Source organism: Streptomyces sp. NPDC001816 (assembly GCF_042892235.1).
Lineage (GTDB): Bacteria > Actinomycetota > Actinomycetes > Streptomycetales > Streptomycetaceae > Streptomyces.
This window is the reverse complement of record NZ_JBIATY010000001.1, coordinates 995,358-1,015,417: the sequence shown is the minus strand read 5'-3', so window position 1 is coordinate 1,015,417 and position 20,060 is coordinate 995,358. Positions and strand designations below refer to the sequence as shown.

General features: G+C 73.3%; 15 protein-coding genes. 2 read left to right on the top strand and 13 right to left on the bottom strand.

The genetic code is table 11. The features are described from left to right. Positions 1-13: 13 nt before the first annotated feature. From ACFYZZ_RS04630 to ACFYZZ_RS04620, 3 genes are read right to left on the bottom strand one after another with little or no spacing between them, the layout of a single operon-like run. Positions 14-1,822 carry a hypothetical protein gene (locus ACFYZZ_RS04630; protein WP_389171476.1) on the bottom strand — a complete coding sequence of 603 codons (1,809 nt, stop codon included), beginning with the start codon at positions 1,820-1,822 and terminating at the stop codon, positions 14-16. Positions 1,823-1,854: 32 nt separating this feature from the next. Next, a complete protein-coding gene (locus ACFYZZ_RS04625) occupies positions 1,855-3,408 on the bottom strand; it encodes a serine/threonine-protein kinase (RefSeq protein WP_389171474.1) in 1,554 nt (517 codons plus the stop codon). Continuing rightward, the gene (locus ACFYZZ_RS04620) at positions 3,405-5,138 is read right to left on the bottom strand and encodes an FHA domain-containing protein (RefSeq protein WP_389171471.1); all 1,734 of its coding nucleotides are present in this window, start codon (positions 5,136-5,138) and stop codon (positions 3,405-3,407) included. Before ACFYZZ_RS04620 ends, ACFYZZ_RS04625 begins: the two co-directional genes overlap by 4 nt. A gap of 116 nt (positions 5,139-5,254) precedes the next feature. On the opposite strand from ACFYZZ_RS04620, the gene ACFYZZ_RS04615 reads away from it, so the two are divergent. Next, positions 5,255-6,394 carry a hypothetical protein gene (locus ACFYZZ_RS04615; RefSeq protein ID WP_389171468.1) on the top strand — a complete coding sequence of 380 codons (1,140 nt, stop codon included), beginning with the start codon at positions 5,255-5,257 and terminating at the stop codon, positions 6,392-6,394. Positions 6,395-7,193: 799 nt separating this feature from the next. On the opposite strand, the gene ACFYZZ_RS04610 is transcribed toward ACFYZZ_RS04615, so the two are convergent. From ACFYZZ_RS04610 to ACFYZZ_RS04590, 5 genes are all read right to left on the bottom strand, one after another. After that, positions 7,194-8,069 carry a methylenetetrahydrofolate reductase gene (locus ACFYZZ_RS04610; protein ID WP_389171466.1) on the bottom strand — a complete coding sequence of 292 codons (876 nt, stop codon included), beginning with the start codon at positions 8,067-8,069 and terminating at the stop codon, positions 7,194-7,196. A gap of 232 nt (positions 8,070-8,301) precedes the next feature. Next, on the bottom strand, positions 8,302-9,729 hold the full coding sequence (locus ACFYZZ_RS04605) for an MFS transporter (RefSeq protein ID WP_389171463.1): 1,428 nt from the start codon (positions 9,727-9,729) through the stop codon (positions 8,302-8,304). A gap of 259 nt (positions 9,730-9,988) precedes the next feature. Then, a complete protein-coding gene (locus ACFYZZ_RS04600) occupies positions 9,989-10,441 on the bottom strand; it encodes a hypothetical protein (RefSeq protein WP_386576118.1) in 453 nt (150 codons plus the stop codon). Positions 10,442-10,474: 33 nt separating this feature from the next. After that, positions 10,475-10,942: an SHOCT domain-containing protein gene (locus tag ACFYZZ_RS04595; protein ID WP_389171460.1), complete on the bottom strand. Its 468-nt coding sequence runs from the start codon at positions 10,940-10,942 to the stop codon at positions 10,475-10,477. A gap of 155 nt (positions 10,943-11,097) precedes the next feature. Beyond that, positions 11,098-11,742 (bottom strand): HdeD family acid-resistance protein, encoded by a 645-nt coding sequence (locus tag ACFYZZ_RS04590; RefSeq protein WP_389171459.1) that lies wholly within the window; start codon positions 11,740-11,742, stop codon positions 11,098-11,100. Between the two features lie 249 nt (positions 11,743-11,991). Here ACFYZZ_RS04590 and ACFYZZ_RS04585 point away from each other — a divergent pair, with 249 nt between their 5' ends. Beyond that, positions 11,992-13,401, top strand: a complete 1,410-nt coding sequence (locus ACFYZZ_RS04585) for a DUF2252 domain-containing protein (RefSeq protein ID WP_389171456.1) — start codon at positions 11,992-11,994, stop codon at positions 13,399-13,401. 39 nt (positions 13,402-13,440) lie between these two features. On the opposite strand, the gene ACFYZZ_RS04580 is transcribed toward ACFYZZ_RS04585, so the two are convergent. The 5 genes from ACFYZZ_RS04580 to ACFYZZ_RS04560 all read right to left on the bottom strand — a co-directional run bounded on the left by ACFYZZ_RS04580 (position 13,441) and on the right by ACFYZZ_RS04560 (position 20,029). Further along, positions 13,441-13,638, bottom strand: coding sequence for a hypothetical protein (locus tag ACFYZZ_RS04580; protein ID WP_386576123.1), 198 nt, complete (start codon positions 13,636-13,638; stop codon positions 13,441-13,443). Positions 13,639-13,738: 100 nt separating this feature from the next. Then, positions 13,739-14,257, bottom strand: a complete 519-nt coding sequence (locus ACFYZZ_RS04575) for a hypothetical protein (protein WP_389171453.1) — start codon at positions 14,255-14,257, stop codon at positions 13,739-13,741. 18 nt (positions 14,258-14,275) lie between these two features. Continuing rightward, on the bottom strand, positions 14,276-15,904 hold the full coding sequence (locus ACFYZZ_RS04570; protein WP_389171450.1) for an MFS transporter: 1,629 nt from the start codon (positions 15,902-15,904) through the stop codon (positions 14,276-14,278). Positions 15,905-15,918: 14 nt separating this feature from the next. Continuing rightward, positions 15,919-18,576, bottom strand: a complete 2,658-nt coding sequence (locus ACFYZZ_RS04565) for a LuxR C-terminal-related transcriptional regulator (protein WP_389171447.1) — start codon at positions 18,574-18,576, stop codon at positions 15,919-15,921. A 112-nt stretch (positions 18,577-18,688) separates the two neighbouring features. Next, positions 18,689-20,029, bottom strand: coding sequence for a hypothetical protein (locus ACFYZZ_RS04560; RefSeq protein WP_389171445.1), 1,341 nt, complete (start codon positions 20,027-20,029; stop codon positions 18,689-18,691). Positions 20,030-20,060: the final 31 nt, after the last annotated feature.

Here is a 20,060-nt window from a genome sequence, read left to right as displayed (position 1 = left end):
GGCCCCAGGGGCCTCAGGGGCAGACGTAGGTGAAGCTCGCCTTGGCCTCCATCGGGGTCCGCTGGTGCGCGATCCGCAGCCGGGCGGTGCCCTGGAAGCGGCCGGAACCGCGGACCGTCCAGCGCAGGTGCACCCGGAACCGGCGCTCACCTCGATGGGCGGCGCGGACCAGCTCGCCCGAGTCCTGGCCGTCCCCGCGCAGCCATCGGTACGTGACGGGTCCGCCCTGCCCGTCGGTGGTGACGACACCGACCAGGTCGGCCGTCTGACCGCAGTGCAGCGTCCCTGCGGGTGCCTGGACCCGGACGGCGACGACCGCGGGGGCGGGGGTCGGGCGCAGCAGGAGCCAGAGCAGGACGGCGGCGATCGCCACGACTGCGGTACTGATGACCCAGCCCCGGCGTCTTCGCCGCGGGCGCTGCCGCGCGGGTACGGCGGCTTCGGTACGCCACCGGGCTCGCAGCACGTCCTGCTCGTCGGCAGGCACCCCGGGTCCGAAACGGAGCAGGATCTCGCCGGAGTCCTCCCCGACGGGTACCGGGGGCGAGGTGACACGGTGGCGCTTGCCGAGGACGGTGGCCTGGGTGTCGGGGGTGGTGGCCTGGGTGTCGGGGGTGGTGGAGCTGTGGGCTCGGCTGGGGGTGGTGGGGCGGTGGGCGCGGCCGGGGGTGGTGAGCTGGTCGGCGGCGGCTGACGTAGTGAGGTGGTCGGCAGCGGCTGGGGCGGTGAGCTGGTCGGTGGCTGCCGAGACGGTGAGACGCCCGGCCGCTGCCGAGGGGTGAGGTGCCGTGGCTCGCTGGTCCGGGGCTGTCGTGTCGGATGTGGGGGCAGTGGGCTCTCCGGCCGCCGGGCGTGGAGCGGGGGGCGTCGTGAGCTTCGGCGCCGGGTGGCGGTCCTCCGGTGGGGCCGGGCTCTCAGGAGCCGCTGGAGTCGGGGGTGGCGGTGGTGCGGCCGGTGCAGCGAACCTCGGAGTCGATGCTGCCGCCGCCGCGCGCAGTGCCGTACGGCGCAGGAAGTCCGCCGGGAGTGCCGCGCGCCCGGCCACGAGCGCGGCCCGGGCCGCCGCAAGACCCTCGGACTCGGCGATGGTGGCGCAGTGGGCGAAGAGCGCCGCCGCGGGGGTTCCGGCCTGGGTCCAGGCGGCGCCGAGGGTACGGGCCAGGCCGGCCCAGGCCGCGGTGTCGGCTGCCCGGCGGTCCGGGTGCGCAAGGTCGCCGCCCGGCAGGGGTACGGCCACCGCGTCGGTGTCCGCCCGGACCGGGCGCTGAACATCACCCGGCAGGGGCACGACCGCTGCCCCACCCCTGTCCGCCGCCAGAGGTTCGGTGTGCGGGGCGTCGCCCAGTACTGCGCTCAGTCCCGCCTCGGACAGCAGGGCCACGCCGTCCGGTGCGAGGACCACGGTGTCCGGGCCGAGGGAGCCGTGGGCGAGGCCTGCCGTGTGGAGGGCCAGCAGGGTTTGTGCGGTCTCGTTGAGGATGCTCGCCACGCTGCCCGCGTCCGGGCGGGGGCCGTCGGCGGACAGGACGTCGGCGAGCGCGGGGGCCGGTGGGCGGGCCGTGAGCAGCCACACCTCGCCGGCCTCGGCCACGAGGTCGACCGTGCCGAGCAACCCGGGCAGCCGGAGCTTCGCCGTGGCGAGCACCATGGCCGCCAGGCGCTCGCGGGTGCCGTGCGGTCCGAACAGGGCCGGGTCGATGCGCAGCGCCCCGAGCACGGGCTCGCCGGATGTGTCCGGGAGCAGGGCGTGCCAGGTGCCGAAGCGTGTGTGCCGTGACCAGCCGGACAGGGGCCGGCCGGCCACTGTGGTGGCTGTCGTCATGTCGATCCGTATCCGTTCTCGTCGGGCGGAGTTCAGCACGGCGGTGCGTCCAGGGAGGCCGTCTGGGGGCCGTTGGCGGCCGCCGGGTCGCTGCTGAGCGTGACGTCCCAGGTCCCGCGGCAGGGGTGGTTGGAGAAGTCCGCCTCGAAGGTCAGGTCGTACCGGGTGCTCCCGGACAGGGGCTGGGACTGGGAGCCGTACGGGTCGGCAGGGGTGTCGACGTAGTAGTTCGCGGTGACGGTCAGCGGTCTCGTGCCCGTCGTCTCGACGGTCACGGACGCGACGAGCGTGCCCGGTTTCTGCCCGCGCTGCCACGAGCCGATGGTGATGGTGATGTCGCCGGGCGTGGCCGCGCTGGGAGCCGCGGTGGTCGGGGTCCCGGCCGGTGCGGTCGGCTCCGTGGACGGCGTGGGCGAGGACGACGAGCTGTCTGAGGGGGTAGCTGAGGGTGTGGTGTCGGCCGTTGACGGGATACTGCTCGGCGAAGTTGACGGGGAGAGTGAAGTGCCCGATTTCGTAGGCGAGTTGAATGGTGTGGGGGTCGAACTCGCCACCGTCGTCGACGTCTCGTGCGGGCGGCCCGTCGCATATGTCGCTCCGCCCGCGACGACCGCCAGCGCGGCCACCCCGCCGGTCGCCACCTTCCATCCCCCGCGCCTCAGCCGGCCCAGCAGGGTGAGTGCGGTGGCCGAGCCGTCGAGCGTCGCGGTCGTGGTGAACGGGAACAACAGGGCCAGCAGCGCGGCGAGTTCGGCGAGCCGGCGGCGGCCGCGCTCCTCCCAGCCCGCGCCGTATCCCTCGGTGGCGGCCCGTTCCAGGTCGGTGAGGAAGGCCTCGACGCCGGGCCGGTCCGCCGGGTCCTTCGCCAGGCCCGAGCGCAGCAGCCCCCGCACCGGTGCGGGTACGTCGTCCAGCGGGGCCGGTGCCCGCAGGTGCTGCAGGCGCAGGGCCATCAGGTCGTCGGCGGGGAACGGGCGCCGTCCGGTCAGGCACTCGAAGAACACCACGGAGGCCGCGTAGACGTCGGCGGCCGGGCCGGCCGGCTCGCCGTCCCACTGCTCGGGCGCCATGTAGGCGGGCGTGCCGGCGGCCTCGGTCTCCCGGCCGCTGCGCACCGCGATGCCGAAGTCGGCCAGCGCGCTGGTGCCGTCGGCGCGGACCAGGACGTTCTCCGGCTTGTAGTCGCGGTGCACCACCCCGGCCGTGTGGGCCGCGCCCAGCCCGAGCAGGGAGCCCTTGAGCAGGACGAGCGCGGCCTCGGGGCCGGTCGCCCCGTGCCGGCGCAGCAGGTGGCGCAGGCTGACGCCGTCCACCGCCTCCATCACGATCGCGGCACCGGTGCGTGCCTCGACGTACTCGTACAGCCGCACCACGCACGGGTGCCGCAGCTCGCCGAGCAGCCGGGCCTCGGCCCGGAACCTGGCCAGGAACTCGCGGTCCGTGCGCAGGCGTTCGCCCAGGTACTTGACCGCGACGGGCACGCCGGTCGCGGTGTGCCGGGCGAGGACGACCCGGCCTCCGGCTCCCTCGCCGAGCGTGCGGACGGTCTCGTAGCCGGGTACGGCCCAGCCGGCGTCGTCGGTCATGCCGCCCCCTCCACGGGCGCGGCGGTCCCGGTGCCCTGCGGTACGTCGTCCTTGGCGTCCCGCCGACGGCGTACCCGGCGCAGTACCCAGCGCACGGGGGCGGCCCACACCGGGAAGGCGACCAGGGCGACGACGGCCGCCTCGATCACCGTGGTCCACGGCTCGGCCAGCCGGCCTTCCAGCAGGTCGCCGATCCGGGAGCGCCAGGCCAGCAGGGCGAGGGCGAGGAAGCCGTAGGTGCCCACGACGACCGCGAGGCCGTAGGCGGCCATGCCCGCCTGGCGCGGCCCCGGCCGGTTGCCCGCGCGCAGGTCGCGCCACAGGCCGGTACGGAAGTAGGCGCTCGCCTCCTCGCGCAGCCGGGGCACCCGCAGCGCGTCGGTCAGCGCCTGGTAACCGTCCAGCGGCATCAGCGGGTTGAAGTTGTAGAGGGTGTTCAGGTAGAGGCCGAAGGCCAGGTGGTAGAGGACGGCCGAGGCGGGTCCGGCGGGCAGCAGGGCCGCGCCCGTGGCGCACCAGCCGGCCAGCGCCGCCGTGGACAGCGGCCCGGACAGGGCCACGACGACCCGGGACCAGCGCGAGCCGAACCACATGTCGCTGGTGTCCACGAACGCGAACGGCATGCCCATCATCAGCAGGAACCCGCCGCGCCGGACCTTGCGGCCGTACGACTTCACGGCCAGCGCGTGCGTCAGTTCGTGCACGAGCAGCGCGGTGATGTACCCGGCGGCCAGCAGGACCGGGCCCCACACGCCCGCCCCATCGAAGTCCAGCAGATGGTGCCGGCCCTGGGCGGCGAAGAACGCGACCAGGCCGCCGACCATCGACAGCCAGGCGAGCAGCACCCCGGTGCGGGTGAACAGCCGCCAGCCGAAGCCCTGGTAGAGCCGGGTCACCAGCCCGTCGAGGCCGGGAACGGACACCTCCAGCTTGAGCAGCGCCCGGTACACCACGCGCGCCGCCCGGCGCCAGCCCTTCGGCCGCTCCTGCTCCGGCCGGCCGGGCAGACCGCGCAGCAGGCCGGCGTCCGCGAACGCGGCCAGCGCGGACTCGATGCGGGGCAGGGCGAGTTCGCCGTAGCGCTCGGCGTAGGCGAACAGCAGGTCCCGTACGGTGTTCTCGCCATCGACGGCGTGCCACAGGAAGACCTGGCGCTCGTCCAGTTCCAGATAGCGGCCGGTACGGGTGGAGCTGAGCACCCAGCGGGGTGCGCCGCGTTCGGTGGGGATCTGCTTGAGGGCCCAGCCGGAACGGCGGCGCGGGCGCGCGGTGAGCGGGCCGCCCGCCTCCGGGGCCTCCTCCTGTCCGGCGGTGGGCAGTTGGGTCAGCTGGGTGCCGACGACCATCGTGCGGGAGCCGATCCGGGCCTCGCGGGGCTGCTCGAACACCAGGCGTACGTCGCCCACGGACAGCTCGGTGCCGTCGGCGAGCCGGGCCGCGCCGCCGTGCAGGTCGACGCCGGCGACGGCGGTGCCGTTGAAGGAGTCCAGATCCTCGATCCGGAAACCCTCGGCGGTGCGGACGACACGGGCGTGGCGGCGCGAGACGCTGCCGTCGGCCAGGACCACGTCGTTGTCCTCGCCCCGGCCCAGCGTGGTGACCGGGCCGGTCAGCGGGACGAGCAGCGTGGGGTCGTCGAGGCCGCGCAACTGGGGCGCGGCGTATGACGTCGGCGCGGCACCCCGGCGCGGGGTGCCGCAGTGCAGGCAGTACGGGAAGTCGCGTCGCACGTGGACGCGGCAGACATGGCAGAGCATGCGGTGGCTCAGCCCCCACCGGAACCGCTGACGAACGTTCCTCCGTCGAAGCCCGCGTCGCCTTCCGCGGCTGGGCCGGAGTCCGGCAGGTGCGTGGCGGCGTTTCCAAGGCCGGAGGCGGTCAGGCCGCCCTGGACAATGATGTGATCACCGCTGCCGCCCTCGCCCAAGGGCAGGCCGCCCTGGACGATGATGCGGTTACCACCGCCGGGCTCCCCGACACCGCCGGGACGCCGACCGATGTTCTCCTGGCTGCCTCCGCCGTTGCCGTCGCCGCCTCCGTCACCGCCGCCATGGCCACCGCCACCACTGGGACGGTTGGTGTTCTCCGGGTCACCACCACCCTCACCACCGCCACCGCCACCTTCACCGCCGCCGCCATGGCCACCACCGCCACTGGGACGGTTGGTGTTCTCCGGGTCACCACCACCCTCACCACCACCGCCGCCACCCTCACCGCCGCCATGGCCACCGCCACCACTGGGACGGTTGGTGTTCTCCGGATCGCCACCACCCTCACCACCACCGCCGCCACCCTCACCGCCGCCATGGCCACCACCGCCACTGGGACGGTTGGTGTTCTCCGGATCGCCACCACCCTCACCACCGCCACCGCCACCTTCACCGCCGCCGCCATGGCCACCGCCACCACTGGGACGGTTGGTGTTCTCCGGGTCACCACCACCCTCACCACCACCGCCGCCGCTGTCACCGCCGCCATCGCCGCCGTCGCGGTCGTAGATGCCGCCGTGCCCGAAGTGACCGGCGTCCCCGCCGCCTTCACCACCTACTCCGCCGAAGCCGCCGAAGCCGCCGTCCCCACCGGCACCGCCGAAGCCGCCATGGCCACCGAGGTCGCCGAACCCACCGCCACCGACACCGCCGTCGCCGAAGCCACCGTCCGCGCCCCCGAACCCACCGTCGCCGAACCCACCGTCGCCGAAGCCGCCGTCGCCGAACCCACCGCCACCCGGCCCCCCGTCACCGAAGCCGCCACCCAGACCCCCGTCACCGCCGCCGAACCCGCCGAAGCCTCCCTCGGTTCCGCCGAACCCGCCGTCGCCCCCGGCGCCGAAGTCACCGAAGCCCCCTTCAGCACCCCCGCCGACCTGCCCACCGAGCCCGCCGAGGTCCCCGCCGAGACCCCCTTCGTTGCCGTGCTCGCCGAAGCCTCCGAAGTCACCGAAGTTGCCGAACTCGCCCGGCCCGCCGGTCAGATCAGCGGGTGACCGGTCCAGCAGTGGGCCGCCGAGCAGGCTCTGGGAGCCGGTCGACGCCACGTCGACGCCGCCGACGCCCTCCTGACCCGCGGCGGGATCCGGCAGCTCCGACGAGTGGCCGCCGGTGGCCGGGCCACCGGCGTCGTGGTCGCCGGAGACATGATCCGCCGGGACGGCGTGGGCCGTGGAGACGTCGTGCGTGGCCGCTGACACGTGGTCCGCCGATACGGCATGGTCGGTCGGTACGGCGTGGTCCGCCGGCACGGCGTGGTCGGCCGGGACCGCGTGGTGTGCCAGCGCATGCGCCCCGCCGCCGAAGAACAGGGACGACTTGGACAGCCGGGGGTCGAGTGCGGCCGGTCCCCCGTCGGTTCCGGACTCGACGCGGAGGGAGCGGAGTTCGGTGACCTGCGCGGGCGACAGGCCCAGTCTTCGCGCCACCTCGTCGGTGTCGCCGTCGAGTTCGGCGCGGAAGGCCGGGTCCACGGCCAGGCGGGTCAGGGCAGCACGATAGGCGTCGTCGGTCATGGTTCGGTCTCCGTCGGTCTGCGGGCACTGATGCCGATCGCGGCGGAGCCGAGGATCCCCCCTGGTCGGCGGCAACTGCCATTTCCGGCCATCCCCGCCGATACCTGCTGGAGACGTTATAGAGCCCTGGCATGACCAGCGCAAGAGCAACAAGCAGGGTGGTAGGCGGATCCCGGGCGTCCGGCCGGGCCACGAGCCCACCGATCAGAACTGGCCACCGACCCACCGACATGCCGTCGAGATGTCGAACAGGAACAGGAAGCGGAAGGCCGTCCGCCTGTCAGACCTCCTGGTCTCCCCGCCGGAAGCGGGCAATCCACTCCGCCGTGGTGCGCAGGCCGCCGAAGGTGTAGAAGTGCACCTTCACCTCGCCGTGCCGTGCGGGGTCGTACCCCTGGGCGAGCGCGTGCAGGAAGCGGTCGGGGCCGGCCGTGCCCATGAGGTTGGTCAGCGAGAAGCCGTACTTGCGGGCGATGGAGGCGCTGGTGCCGACGCCGAAGCGGGTGGCGTAGGTCACCAGCCGGCGCACGCCGGCCGGGCCGGGGACGCCGATGCGGATGGGCTGGGCTACGCCCCGGTCGCGGACGTCGGCCACCCAGCCGAGCACCCGGTCGGCGTCGAAGCCGAACTGGGTGATGACGTCGCCCGCGATCCGCTGTGCCCCGAGCACGGCGCTCTTGTCGCCGAGCGCCGACCAGAGGGTGTGCTCGGTGATCGCCGGGTGGCCCTCCGGGTAGCCGCTGATGCCGACGTGCCGTACGCCGTGGCGTTCGAGCAGCCCGGTGCGGATGACGGCGAGGGCGTCCTCGTACGGGCCCTCGGGGCGGGCGGGGTCGCCGCCGACGACGAAGACGTTCTCGGCGGTGCCGTCCGCCGCCAGGCCGGCCAGGAACTCCTCCAGGTGCCGCTGGGAGGGCAGCCGGCGGGCGGAGATGTGCGGGACGGGGACGAAGCCGAGCCGTTTGACGGCGCGGGCGGCCGCGAGCCGCATGTCCGGGTCCTCGCCGGCGAGGAAGGTGACGTTGATCCGCGTGCCCCGGGGGATGCTGTCGCGCGCCTCCTCCAGCTTCGGCACATCCTTGCCGGTCATCTCCAGGGAGAAGTCGTCCAGCAGCGAGGTGCCCACCGCGGGCGGGACGGTGGCGGTGGGGTTCATCGTGCTCCTCGTACGGCTGCCTGCGACCGCGCACGCCCGTCATCGGCCACGTTCGCCCGTCATCGGCCACGTACGGCTTCGGTCCTTACCTGGGCCGATGATGCCACGCGCACCCGCGGGCAGAGCACCCGGGAGAGGGGCTGGGTGGTGTCTTCTGGCTCACGTCTCACGCATCACGTCTCAGTCTCACGTCTCACGTCGGCGACGCGAGGCTCCACGCCGTCGTCCGTCCCTAGGCGTGCGTGCCCGGCGTCGTGGCAGGTGTGCCGTGGGGCGTCGGGCCGCCCGGTGCCCGTGGGAGGAGGGCCGCCGCGGCCAGGCCGCCCAGGCCGATCACCGCCAGCGTGATCATCGCGGCGGCGTACGCGCCCTTGCTGAGGCCGGCGACCAGGATGGTGCCTGCGATCGCCGTGCCGAAGGACGAGCCGAGGTTGGACACGCTGCGGGACAGGCCGGAGATCTCGCCCTGCTGTGCCTCCGGGAAAGCCGACTGGACCACGTTCACCGACGGGGTCAGCATCACGCCCAGGCCGAGCCCGATCAGGAGGAGCCCGGGGACGAAGGCCCAGGCCGTGGAGGTGCTGCCGACCAGGCCGACCAGCACCGCCACACCCGCGACGGAGCCCATGAAGCCGGTCATGATCAGCGTCCGCTGGGACCGCCGTCGCGCCAGGCCCTCGGCGGACAGCGACGACACGAGCAGGCCGAGCGTGGCCGCCGTGAAGACGACTCCGGTCTGGATGGCGTCGTAGCCGCGGACGACCTGTAGGTAGGCGGCCACCGTGAAGGACGTTCCCATGAGCAGCAGCCACTGCACGTTCTGGGTGACCAGCCCGAGGTTGGAGGTGCGGTTGCGGAACAGGGAGAGCGAGAGCAGCGGCTCCCGGCCGGCCTGTTCCTTGGCCCGCGACAAGCGGAGGAACCAGCCGAGGACGAGGACGCCGAGGACGATCAGGGCGATCATCAGCCAGATGTTGTTGTCCGCCGCCAGGATGCCCATGACGACCAGGACCAGGCCGGTCGCGGACAGGACCGCTCCGCCGGTGTCGAAGGAGCGGGTCGGGTCCGGGGGCAGGGGGTCCTCGATGCCGCGGCTCAGCCAGACGATCATCGCGATGACCAGCGCCTGGAACACGAAGGCCGCGCGCCAGCTGATGCCGGTCGTGATGAGCCCGCCGATCAGCGGTCCCGCCGCGGCCCCGATGCCGCCCAGCGCCATGATGATCCCGAACGCCCGGGCGCGGGACGTCAGGTCGGGGTACAGCAGCGTGGTGAGGATGTAGACCGGCGGGATGAGCAGGGCGGTGCCGACTCCCTCGAGGATGGAGTTGCCCAGGATGAGGACGCCGAGTCCCGGTGCCGCCGCGCTGAGCAGCGCGCCGACCGCGTAGACGACGAGGCCGACCACGAAGCACCGCTTGCGGCCGTAGCGGTCGGTCAGTTTGCCACCGGGGATCATCAGCGCGGCCATGACCAACAGGAAGACGGTGATGGCCACTTGGACGCCCTGGACGGTGGTGTCCAGGTCCTTGCTGATGTCGTTGATCATCACGTTCATGTTCGAGCCGGCGAAGCTGCAGATGAACTGGGCGAGGGCCAGCGCGGCCAGGACACGCCGGTGCTCCGGCGGCGCCTTCGTCGGCTCTGTCCGGTCAGCCATCTCCGGTGCCCCCGCCCGTGGGTTCGAGCCCCGCCGCCGGACGGCGGTGTCCGCCGCGCTCACTGTCGAGGAGCGCGGCGGACACACTGGGCGAGTCGAAGCGGGGAGTGCACCACCCGTCGACGTTCCCGCCGGACGACACCAGGGCCGCTGTCTGGAGGGGCCGTCCATGCCGGGGTCGGCGATGGGCGGACACCGCTCCATGAGTTCTCCTACGGCCGGGTGCTGCTGCGGGTTCGCCTGCGACCGGGTCGGTGCCCTAGGGGCTCATGGTGGTCTCTTCCCCCTGGACGACGCACAGGGCCCAGATGATGAACCCGGACATCGCGATCATCACGACCGACCAGACCGGGTAGTAGGGCAGGGACAGGAAGTTGGCGATGATGACCAGCCCGGCGATGCCCACGCCGGCGACGCGTGCCCAGGGTGCCGGCCGGACCAGGCCGAAGCTGACGACCACGGCGAGCGCGCCGAGGACCAGGTGGATCCAGCCCCAGCTGGTGAGGTCGAACTTGAAGACGTAGTTGGGCGTCGTGACGAAGACGTTGTCGTGGGCGATCGCCATGATGCCCCGGAACACACCGAGCAGTCCGGCGAGCAGGAGCATGACGCCCGCGAAGGCCGTCAGGCCGCCCGCCCACGCCTGCTTGGCGGTGCGCTGGCCTGCTGCGCGTGTGGTGTGGCTGGGACGTGTGGGGTGTGTCGCGGCCATGCGGCTGCCTCGATTCGTTCTCGTGGGTGGTGCTCACTGTCCGGACGTGGTGGGGGTGGAGCCGGGGCGCTGCGCCGGTCCGGCGCCGCTGAGAACCAGCTCCTTGGCCCTGCGGTACTCGTCCTCGGTGATGTCGCCGCGGGCCCGGATCTCGGAGAGCTTGGCCAGTTCGTCGACGCTGCTGGTCGGGGCGCCGCCCTTCGCGGTCTCCCGGACGTAGGAGTCGAAGGCCTCCTGCTGTGCGCGCGCCTGCGCGATCTCCCGCTTCCCCATGCCCTTGCCGCGGGCGATCACGTAGACGAGGACGCCCAGGAAGGGCACCACGACGACGAAGACCAGCCAGCCGGCCTTGGCCCAGCCGCCCATGTCGTCGTCACGGAAGACGTCGACGATGACCCGGAACAGCAGGATGAACCACAGGATCCACAGGAAGAACCACAGCATGGTCCAGAAGGCGCTCAGCAGCGGATAGTCGTACGCGAGGTAGTTCGTCGCGCTCATGCTCTCTCCTCCATCCTGGGCACCGGCCCGGAAGAGCTCCTGAAGCCCTCGGACCGGTCTCTGCCGTTTTCAGCGTGCGCACGGCGAGGCGGGAGAGTCCTCACCCGAGGCGGGTGATCGTGGCGGGTGAGGACGGCGGGTGGGAGGCCCCGCCCTCACTCCGCCCGGTCCGAAGTGCCCGGCAGCACGCCGCTCCGGCGCAGCGCGGACCGCCACGAGAAGGCGACCCACGCCTCGGCCAGGCCCAGCAGCACGAGCCACAGGCCGAGCAGTCGGGTCAGCACCCGCGCCGACTCGGTGGGCAGGGCCAGCACCACGATCCCGGCGACGATGCCGAGCACCGCCGCGGCCAGCAGGGCGCCGCGGTGCGGGAGGTCCTTGGCCGAGATCGCGGTGTAGAGGGTCACGATGCCGGAAACCAGCCAGGCGAGCCCGACGATCAGCGACAGCGCGGTGATGGTCTGCAGCGGGTTGCGCAGAGCGAGCACGCCCGCCAGGACGAAGAGCACCGCGATCAGTACCCCGGCGAACCGTTCGCCGTGATCCTCGCGGGCGAAGGCCATGACGAACCGGAACGCTCCGGCGAGCAGTAGGTAGAGGCCGATGAGAACGGCCAGGACGTGCAGCGTCTCGTCCGGCCAGACGAGGATCAGCACGCCTGGTACGAACGTCACGACGGCCGACCCCAGCATCCAGGTCCACGACCCGGCGAGCGCCGTCATGGCGTCGTTGGGGCCGGCGGTCGTCCCGTCGGACGGGTGCGGCGGTCCGGTCGGTACCGGACCACGCGACTCGGTCATGGCTCCTCCTCGCGCGATCGAACGGGTCGCCTCCGGACCGCCGGCGGGGGCGGCGTGCGCAACCCCTCACCGGAACAGGGTGCCGCGCAGGGCCGGTGCGCCGGGTCACCCACCGCGGGTGATCCCTCCGTCCGGCCGCGGCGGTGGGGTGGGTGCACGGGCGGCTGGCCGTTCGCGGTCCTGCCGCCCCCGCGGCAGCCGGATCCGGGAGCGGACGGCCGGCCGGCCGCCGGAACCGGAGAGTGGATCATGACCGCACCGAGCGCCTTCACCGGCTCCTCGTCACTGGCCGACCGAGCGGCCTACGGCCGCGACGCCCGTACCCGCGCCCCGCGTTCGGGCCACAACGTGTTCGAGCCGGCGCCGGACCGGCCCGACGTGATCGATGTGCTGGAGCGTCAGTCGGCCACCCGGGTACCCGAGTTGGTGCCGATCCGCTACGGCCGCATGCTCGAATCCCCGTTCCGTTTCTACCGGGGCGCGGCCGCCGTGATGGCGACGGACCTCGGCCCGCTGCCGAACACCGGGCTCCTGGTGCAGCTGTGCGGAGACGCCCATCTGCTGAACTTCCGGCTGCTGGCCTCGCCGGAGCGCCATCTGGTCTTCGACATCAACGACTTCGACGAGACCTTTCCGGGGCCGTTCGAGTGGGACGTCAAGCGGCTGGCGGCCAGCTTCGTCATCGCGGCCCGCGCCAACGGCTTCCCGGCCAGGCGGCAGGACGACGCGGTGCGCACATGCGTGAGGGCCTACCGGGAGCGGATGCGGGAGTTCGCCGGCATGCGCACGCTGGACATCTGGTACGCCCAGGACGACGCCGACCAGATGCGCGCGCTGCTGGCCTCCGCGATGGACAAGGAGAGCAGGCGCCGTACGGCCGAGGCGACCGCGCGCGCCCGTACCCGCACCTCGATGGAGGCCTTCGCCAAGCTCACCCGGCGCACGCCCGAGGGCCGGCGGATCATGCCGGACCCGCCGCTGATCATCCCGCTGCGGGATCTGCAGGACTCGGCCGCCCGACAGAACGAGGACAAGGAGCTGCAGACGCTGCTGGAGGACTACGCGCGCACCCTGCCCTCGGACCGGCGGCACCTGCTGCGTCACTACCGGCTGGTGGACATGGCCCGGAAGGTGGTGGGCGTGGGCAGCGTCGGCACCCGGTGCTGGATCCTGCTCCTGCTCGGCCGGGACGACGACGATCCCCTGCTCCTGCAGGCCAAGGAGGCGCAGGAGTCGGTGCTCGCGGCGCACACGGGCGGCGAGCGGTACGACAACCAGGGCCGCAGGGTGGTGACCGGGCAGCGGCTGATCCAGACCACCAGCGACATCTTCCTGGGCTGGACGCATGTGGTGGGCTTCGACGGGCGCGGCCGGGACTTCTACGTACGCCAGCTGCGCGACTGGAAGGGCATCGCCCGGCCGGACACGATGGGCCCGGCGCTGCTGAACCTGTTCGGCCAGGTGTGCGGGGCCTCCCTGGCCCGGGCCCACGCCCGCTCCGGAGATCCCGTCGCCATCGCCGCGTACCTGGGCGGCAGCGACCGCTTCGACCGTGCGCTGACCGATTTCGCGCAGGCGTACGCGGACCAGAACGAGCGGGACTTCGCGGCCCTGGGCGAGGCGGCGCGTTCGGGCCGGATCAAGGCGGCGGTGCTGTGAGCGTCGCTGTCACTCACGGCGGTGCTGTGAGCGTCGCTGTCACTCCGGCAGTTGCCGCATCTCGACGACCCGCAGCCCCAGCGACTGGAAGCGGGTCAGCAGCCCGTAGAGGTGCGCCTCGTCGATGATGCGTCCGAACAGCACCGTCTGACCGGACATCTTCACATGGTCCAGTTCAGGGAAGGCCTTGGTCAGCGTCTCCGACATGAGTCCATCGACACGGATCTCGTAGCGCATGTGCCGTTCTCCCGCCGCGGGCCTGCTGCGGTCTTCTTGCGATGCTGCTCCGCGCGGCGGCGCCCGGCCTCACCCGGCACAGGTGATCCGGGGTCCGGGTTCAGTGCGTCAGGGCGATCTTGAACGAGATGATCACCAGGCCGAGCAGCAGATTGATCGCGGCGGTGACCGACACCAGCCCCCAGGAGGCTCCCGCCTTCCGTGCCCCGAGCGCGGACCAGCCCACCTGCCCGGCCACGGCCACCGCGACCGCCAGCCAGGCGGCACCCACCAGGTCCAGGCCCAGCAGCGGGCTCACGGCGACGGCGAGGGCGGGCGGGACGGCGGCCTTGACGATCGGCCACTCCTCGCGGCACACCCGCAGGATCGTCGGACGGTCCAGGGGCCGTTGCGCGAGGCGGGCGCCGAACAGCTGGGCATGGACGTGCCCGACCCAGAAGACGACGCCGGTGAGCACCAGCAGCACCACCAGTTGCAGCCGGGGAAACGGACCGAGGCTGCCGGCGCCGATGATCACGGACGCGGCGAGCATCGACCCGTAGACCGCGCCCGTGTAGTCGGCGTGGCTGCGGCGCCCGGCACGGCCTGCCCGTGCTGTGGTGTCGTCGGTCGAGGACATCGGCGTGGCCTTTCGCACTCACTCGGTGGCGTCGGCGACGCCGGTCGGGGCGCCGCCCTTCGACGGCCGCGCGCGCCGGGCAGGTGCGGTCGGCAGGTGGGGTGTGACGAGGAGACTCGCCAGGGTGATCCCGCCGGTGGCGAGGATCGCCGCCTTCAGGCCGTCGAGCTGTGCCGCGGCGTACGACTCGGTGACGGCGTCGACCTCGGCCGGCGGCAGTCCGGCCTGCTCGGCCGCCGAGCGCACCTGGTCGGTCGGCACGAAGTTGACGCCCGCCTCCAGGGCGACACCGGTCTGCCGGCGCGCCTCGTCCGACAGCTGGGGGTTGTCCCGTACCTGCACCGTGAACGCGTGTGCCAGCGCGCCGATGAGGATCGACCCGATGAGTGCGGTGCCCAGCGCCGAGCCGAGGTTCTGCGCCGTGAACTGCAGGCCGCCGGCCTCGCTGCGTTCCGCCTCGCCCACGCTGGACTGGACGACGTTGCCCAGCTGCGAGGCGAGCAGTCCCATGCCGATGCCGAGCACCGCCATGGCCCCGGCGAACTGGGCGTCGTCGATGACCGGGTCGATGGTGGCCAGCAGCCACACGATGGCCGCCGTCAGCATCAGCAGCGCCAGCCGTACCACCCGGCGCGGCCCCGCGGTCCGGCCGAGCCGGGCGGCGCCCAGGGAGGTGACGAGCATCGTGATGGACACCGGCAGCAGCCGCAGCCCCGTCTGGAAGGCGTCGAAGCCCTGCACCACCTGCAGATACAGCGGGATGGCGAAGAACAGGCCCAGCAGGATCAGGTTCTGGCTCAGCAGGGTCAGCAGACCGGCTCGCAGGGGCGGTACGTGGAGCAGGGACAAGTCCACCAACGGGTCGGCGCCCTTGGCCTCACGTCGGCGCTCCCAGTGCACGAAGAGGGCCAGCACGGCCACACCGGCGGCGACGACGAAGAGGGTGGGCGCGAAACCGAGGACAGTGAAGGGCGGGTTGCGCGGCTTCACCCAGCCCCAGGTGCTGCTCTGCAGCACCCCGAGCACGCCAAGGCCCAGTCCGGCGGCCGAGAGCGCCGCGCCGATCCCGTCCAGCCGGGGCGGCTCCCCGGTACGCGCGGACTCGCTGATCACCCGGTGGAAGCACAGGACGGCGACGACGACCACGACCTCGCCGGCGAAGACCAGCCGCCAGGTCAGATACGTCGTCACCCAGCCGCCCAGCAGCGGTCCGACGGCGATGCCGGCACCGGCCAGCCCGCCGATCACGCCGTAGGCCACCGCCCGGTCCCTGCCCCGGTAGGACTCGGCGACCAGGGCCGCCATGGCCGGCAGCACCATCGCGGCGCCGAGGCCCTCGATGACGGACCAGCCCAGCGCGAGGACCCACAGGGTGGGCGCCAGCGCGGTCAGGGCGGACCCGATGCCGTAGACGACCAGGCCGAGCAGGAACAGGCGACGGCGGCCGTGGATGTCGCCGAGCCTGCCCCCGATGATCATGAATGCGGCCATCACCAGCGCGTACAGCGTGATGACCGCCTGGATCGAGGTGACCTCGGTGTGGAAGTCCTCGACCAGTTGGCTGATGGACACGTTCATGACGGACGTGTCCAGGACCATCAGGAACTGGGCCGTCCCGAGCACGATCAGGGCTCGCCAATGTCCCACGCCGCCACCTCGGCTCACATCAGTCCGCGTTCACGGGCCCGCCGCACCGCCTCGCCGCGCCGGTTCACACCGAGCTTGCGGTAGACGCTCTTGAGGTGGGTCTTGACCGTGTTCACGGAGACGTACAGGTCGGCGGCGATCTCTTCCGTGGACATCAGCTGGCCGAGGCGCCGCAGCACTTCGAGCTCGCGTCCGCTCAGTTCCTCGACGACCAGCGGCGCCCGCTCCTCGGCCACGCGCGGAGCGGGGTCGCCGGGGGTGAGCCAGCCCGCGGCGAGGCTCTGCAGCGGCGGGGTGTCCAGCAGCTGCCGGATGCGCGGTCCGGCTTCCAGGAACGGGCGCCGCAGCCGCTCCCGCCGGGCCTCCAGCAGGGCCCGGGCGAGCAGCTTGCGGGCGGTCGCGACGTCCCCGGCGTCCTGCGCGGCACGGGCGCGCACCAGCGCGGCACACACGCTCACCCCGGGGCCGGTACGGCTCCGGGTGCGCAGCTGTTCCACCAGGTCGAGGGCCGCGTCCCGGTTGCCCACGGCGAGCTGGGCCCACGCCAGCTCGGCCGCGTACGCGGGCTCGGTGCCGTAGGCCACCTCGTCCAGCACCTTCGCGGCGGTGTCCGGCCGGCCCTCGGCCAGATGGGCGGCGGAGGTGACCAGCGCCGCGTGGACCTCGGCCCACGGGGAGGTCACGTCGGCCGGGACGGCGGGGTCGGCGGCCTCCGCGGCGGCCCGTGGGTCGCCCCGCGCCAGCAGCAGCCGGGCCGTCACGAGGGATCTGCCCGCCGCCGTCACCGGGTCGAGCGCGGCGGGGCCGGAGTCGGCCACCTCCTCCAGGAGGGCCTGGGCCTGCGCGAGGTCGTCGCGGTCGACGGCCACCGCGGCCAGCACCAGCCGCCCGAGATCCGCGCCGGAGGGCCGGTCGAGACCGAACTGTTCGGTCTCGCCGAGCGCCGCCAGCGCCTTGCGTTCGGCCCGGCCGAGCCAGCCGTTCAGGTAGTCGATCAGCGCCAGATGTCCGAGGGAGTCCTGGCGGGGCAGTGCGGTCGCGACGCCGCTGGGGCAGCCGACCACCTCGGACAGGGCGGCCCGGGCGTCGTCGAAGCTGCCGGCCCACAGCCGGGTCGAACCCAGATGGGTGAGCAGCAGGGCGGTGAGTTCGGGGTGCTTGTCCAGCAGGCGGGCCGGGACCTCGTGGCGCAGTTCCTCGGCCGTGGCCACGGCCTTCTCGGCCCGGGAGGGAGAGCCGGTCAGCCGGGCCGCCAGGGATTCCAGCAGCACGCAGCTCAGCCGGAGCGCGGGATCGGGCTCCTCCTCGGCGAGCTGTTCCTCGGCCTGGCGCAGATGGTTCAGACCCCGTTCGAGATCGTGCTCGGCCAGGTCGCGGGCGGCCCGCACCACGTCCGGGGCCGCGCCCTCGGCCTCGGGCCCCATCCGCGCGAACAGCTCGCCGAGGTCGTCCGCGCGCAGGCCGGTGAAGAGCTGCCCGATGGCGAGGTCGTCGACGAGGGCACCGGCGGTGAACTCCCAGTCGCCGGCGGCGGCGCCGTGCGCCAGCGCCTCCGGCAGGGACCCGGTGGCCCGCAGCCACTGCCCGGCCCGCCGGTGGAGTTCCGGCTCCAGGCCCGGATGGCGGGCCCGCAGATGCGCCCGGAGGATCTCGCCGAACAGCGGATGCAGCCGGTACCAGCCGTGCCCGACGTCCTCGACGAACGTGTTCTGCCGGTGCAGCCCGGCCAGGACCGGTTCGAGACCGCTGCGGCCCGTGAGCGCCTCCGCCAGCGCGGGGCAGAAGCGGTCCACGACGCTGACGCGCAGCAGGAGGTCCTGGGTGCGGGCCGTCTGCCGTTTGAGCACCTCGGCGAGGAGGAAGTCGGCGACCGTGCTCCGGCCCGCCTCGAACTCCCTGAGGTAGGCCTCGGGATCCTCGCTCTCCTGGGCGGCCATGGCGCACAGGCGCAGTCCGGCGGCCCAGCCTCGGGTGCGCTCGACCAGCGCCCGGGTGGCCTCGGCCGGGAGCCGCAGGCCGTGCAGTTCCAGGAGGTCGGCCGCCTCGTCGGGGGTGAAGGCCAGCTCGGCGTCCCGGATCTCGGTCATGGCCGCGGCCGCCCGGTAGCGGTGCAGCGGCAGCAGCGGTTCGGTGCGGGTCACGAGGATCAGCCGCAGTCCGGGCCCGGCGTGGTGCAGGACGAACTCCAGCTGCTCGGCGATCTGGGGGGCGCTCTGGCGGTCGAACTCGTCGAGCACCAGGATCGCGGGCCGGTCATGGCCGCTGAGTTCGTCGGCCAGGCGTGCCAGCAGCTTGTGGTCCACGCGGCTCGCGTCCGCGGGGCAGCCGATGTCGGCGGAGAGCGGTACGCCGGCGGCGCGCAGGGCGTGCAGTACGTAGGCCCAGAACATGCCGGCGCCCTGGTCCCCGGCCTCGCTGGTGAACCAGGCGACCGGCCGCCCGAGCCCGGCGGCCCAGTCCGCGACCAGCAGGGTCTTGCCGGCCCCGGCCGAGCCGTTGACCATCGTCAGCGGCGTGCCGAGGGCCTTGTCCAGGTGTTCGACCAGCCGCGGGCGGCGCAGGAAGGTGGCCGGTCTGGCCGGTGGGGCGAACCGCGTCTGCAGGAACGGCTCGCCCAGGGGATCGGCACACACGTCGGCCGGTCCCCCGGTGTTCTCTTTCCTCGTGGCCATCGGGTCACCACCACGGTCTGTGAGGCAGTGGACGGCGCTCCACTCGATCAGAATCGCAGCCTTCGCGCTCCCGCGCAGTTCACGCGGGTGCGGCAGCCCCCGCAGCTTGCCGTCAGGGCTGGTCGGCGGGCGGTTGCGGCGCCGCTCGGGCCGCGTCCTGCTCGGTGCGGCCGCCGGCCGCGAGCAGCGCGAGCACGGCCAGGACGGCGAGCAGGACGACGACCAGGAGCAGGATGGTGAGCACGGTCGGGTGGTTCCAGAGCGCGAAGACGAGCGCGACGACCAGCAGCGCGGCGAGGGTGAGGCCCTTGCGGTAGGCCAGCGTCCAGGTGCCGACGCGCCCGGCGTGGACGTGGTGGGCGGCCGCCCACCGGGCGGCGGAGTCCGCGGTGTTGTCGGAGGCGCCCCGGATGGCCACGGGCAGGCGGCCCGGCCCGACGAGGTAGGCGCCGAGGGCGATGACCATGCCCAGGACGACGGCCGTCCGCAGGCTGACCTTGAGGAAGCGGAGGAGGGTGTCGAAGACGGCCGCGGCGGCGGCCTTCGACTGCACCTCGGGCGGCAGGTGGTCCAGGTAGTAGCGGCGGGCGACGACCAGGGCGATGGCCACCACCAGGCAGGCGAAGGCGGCGCCGAGGGCGGTGCGGGCCAGGGCCCGGCGTCGGTGGCGGGCCAGGAAGACGCCCAGGGCGCCGAGCAGGACGACGAGGACGGGGAGCCAGTTCCCGACGACGTTGAGCAGGTGTGCGCCCTTACGGGCCTTGGCCAGCTCGTCGGAGTGGAAGAGCACCAGCTGCTTGTCCACGTCCGGGATCTTCTCGGCGGGCTTCAGGCCCGCGTCGACCAGCTCCTTCTTCACCTCTTCGACGGCCGTACCGACGTTCAGGGTGACCGTGCCCTCGCTGACCCCGACGGGACCGCGGCCCTCGCCGGTCAGGGCGTGCACGACGGCCTGGTGGGCGGCGCGGTTGGCGGTGCGCCAGGTCGTCGCGAAGAGGCCGCTGTCGACGACACGGGTGGCGATCTTGGTCACCGCCTGGTTCACGGCGGAGTCGATCTGCGGCCCCAGGCCCTTGAGAGCGTCGGCGGCGCGGGGCGGCAGCCCCTGGGACTGGAGCCAGGTGGCGATGTCGGCGGCGACCTGCGGGCCGTCCACCCGAGCGCCCACGGCCTCGGTGATCCGGTGGACCGCCGCGTCCTGGATGGCGGGGTCCGTGGCCAGGGGCGCGACCGTGGACACGTACCGGTCGGTGTCGAGTGCGATGTCCTTCACCCAGACCGCGAGCAGGGCGACGGGGACGAGGATGCAGGTCAGCGCGATGAGCACGGCCGAGGCGGTGCCGCGCGCGGCGCGCGCGGCCGTCCCGCCCCCGCTCCGGCGCGCCCCTGCTCCGCCGCCGGCCGTGTGCTCGTGGTCCGGGCTCGGGGGCTGCGGGGCGGGCGGCTCGGTCACGGTGCCTCCGGCGCGGTGGGGGTGCCTGAAC

What these genes read in the sequence shown, in the direction of transcription:
- ACFYZZ_RS04630 (WP_389171476.1), bottom strand. Translation starts at nt 1,822, where the DNA reads ATGACGACAGCCACCACAGTGGCCGGCCGGCCCCTGTCCGGCTGGTCA.
- ACFYZZ_RS04625 (WP_389171474.1), bottom strand. Translation starts at nt 3,408, where the DNA reads ATGACCGACGACGCCGGCTGGGCCGTACCCGGCTACGAGACCGTCCGC.
- ACFYZZ_RS04610 (WP_389171466.1), bottom strand. Translation starts at nt 8,069, where the DNA reads ATGAACCCCACCGCCACCGTCCCGCCCGCGGTGGGCACCTCGCTGCTG.
- ACFYZZ_RS04605 (WP_389171463.1), bottom strand. Translation starts at nt 9,729, where the DNA reads ATGGCTGACCGGACAGAGCCGACGAAGGCGCCGCCGGAGCACCGGCGT.
- ACFYZZ_RS04600 (WP_386576118.1), bottom strand. Translation starts at nt 10,441, where the DNA reads ATGGCCGCGACACACCCCACACGTCCCAGCCACACCACACGCGCAGCA.
- ACFYZZ_RS04595 (WP_389171460.1), bottom strand. Translation starts at nt 10,942, where the DNA reads ATGAGCGCGACGAACTACCTCGCGTACGACTATCCGCTGCTGAGCGCC.
- ACFYZZ_RS04590 (WP_389171459.1), bottom strand. Translation starts at nt 11,742, where the DNA reads ATGACCGAGTCGCGTGGTCCGGTACCGACCGGACCGCCGCACCCGTCC.
- ACFYZZ_RS04585 (WP_389171456.1), top strand. Translation starts at nt 11,992, where the DNA reads ATGACCGCACCGAGCGCCTTCACCGGCTCCTCGTCACTGGCCGACCGA.
- ACFYZZ_RS04580 (WP_386576123.1), bottom strand. Translation starts at nt 13,638, where the DNA reads ATGCGCTACGAGATCCGTGTCGATGGACTCATGTCGGAGACGCTGACC.
- ACFYZZ_RS04575 (WP_389171453.1), bottom strand. Translation starts at nt 14,257, where the DNA reads ATGTCCTCGACCGACGACACCACAGCACGGGCAGGCCGTGCCGGGCGC.
- ACFYZZ_RS04565 (WP_389171447.1), bottom strand. Translation starts at nt 18,576, where the DNA reads ATGGCCACGAGGAAAGAGAACACCGGGGGACCGGCCGACGTGTGTGCC.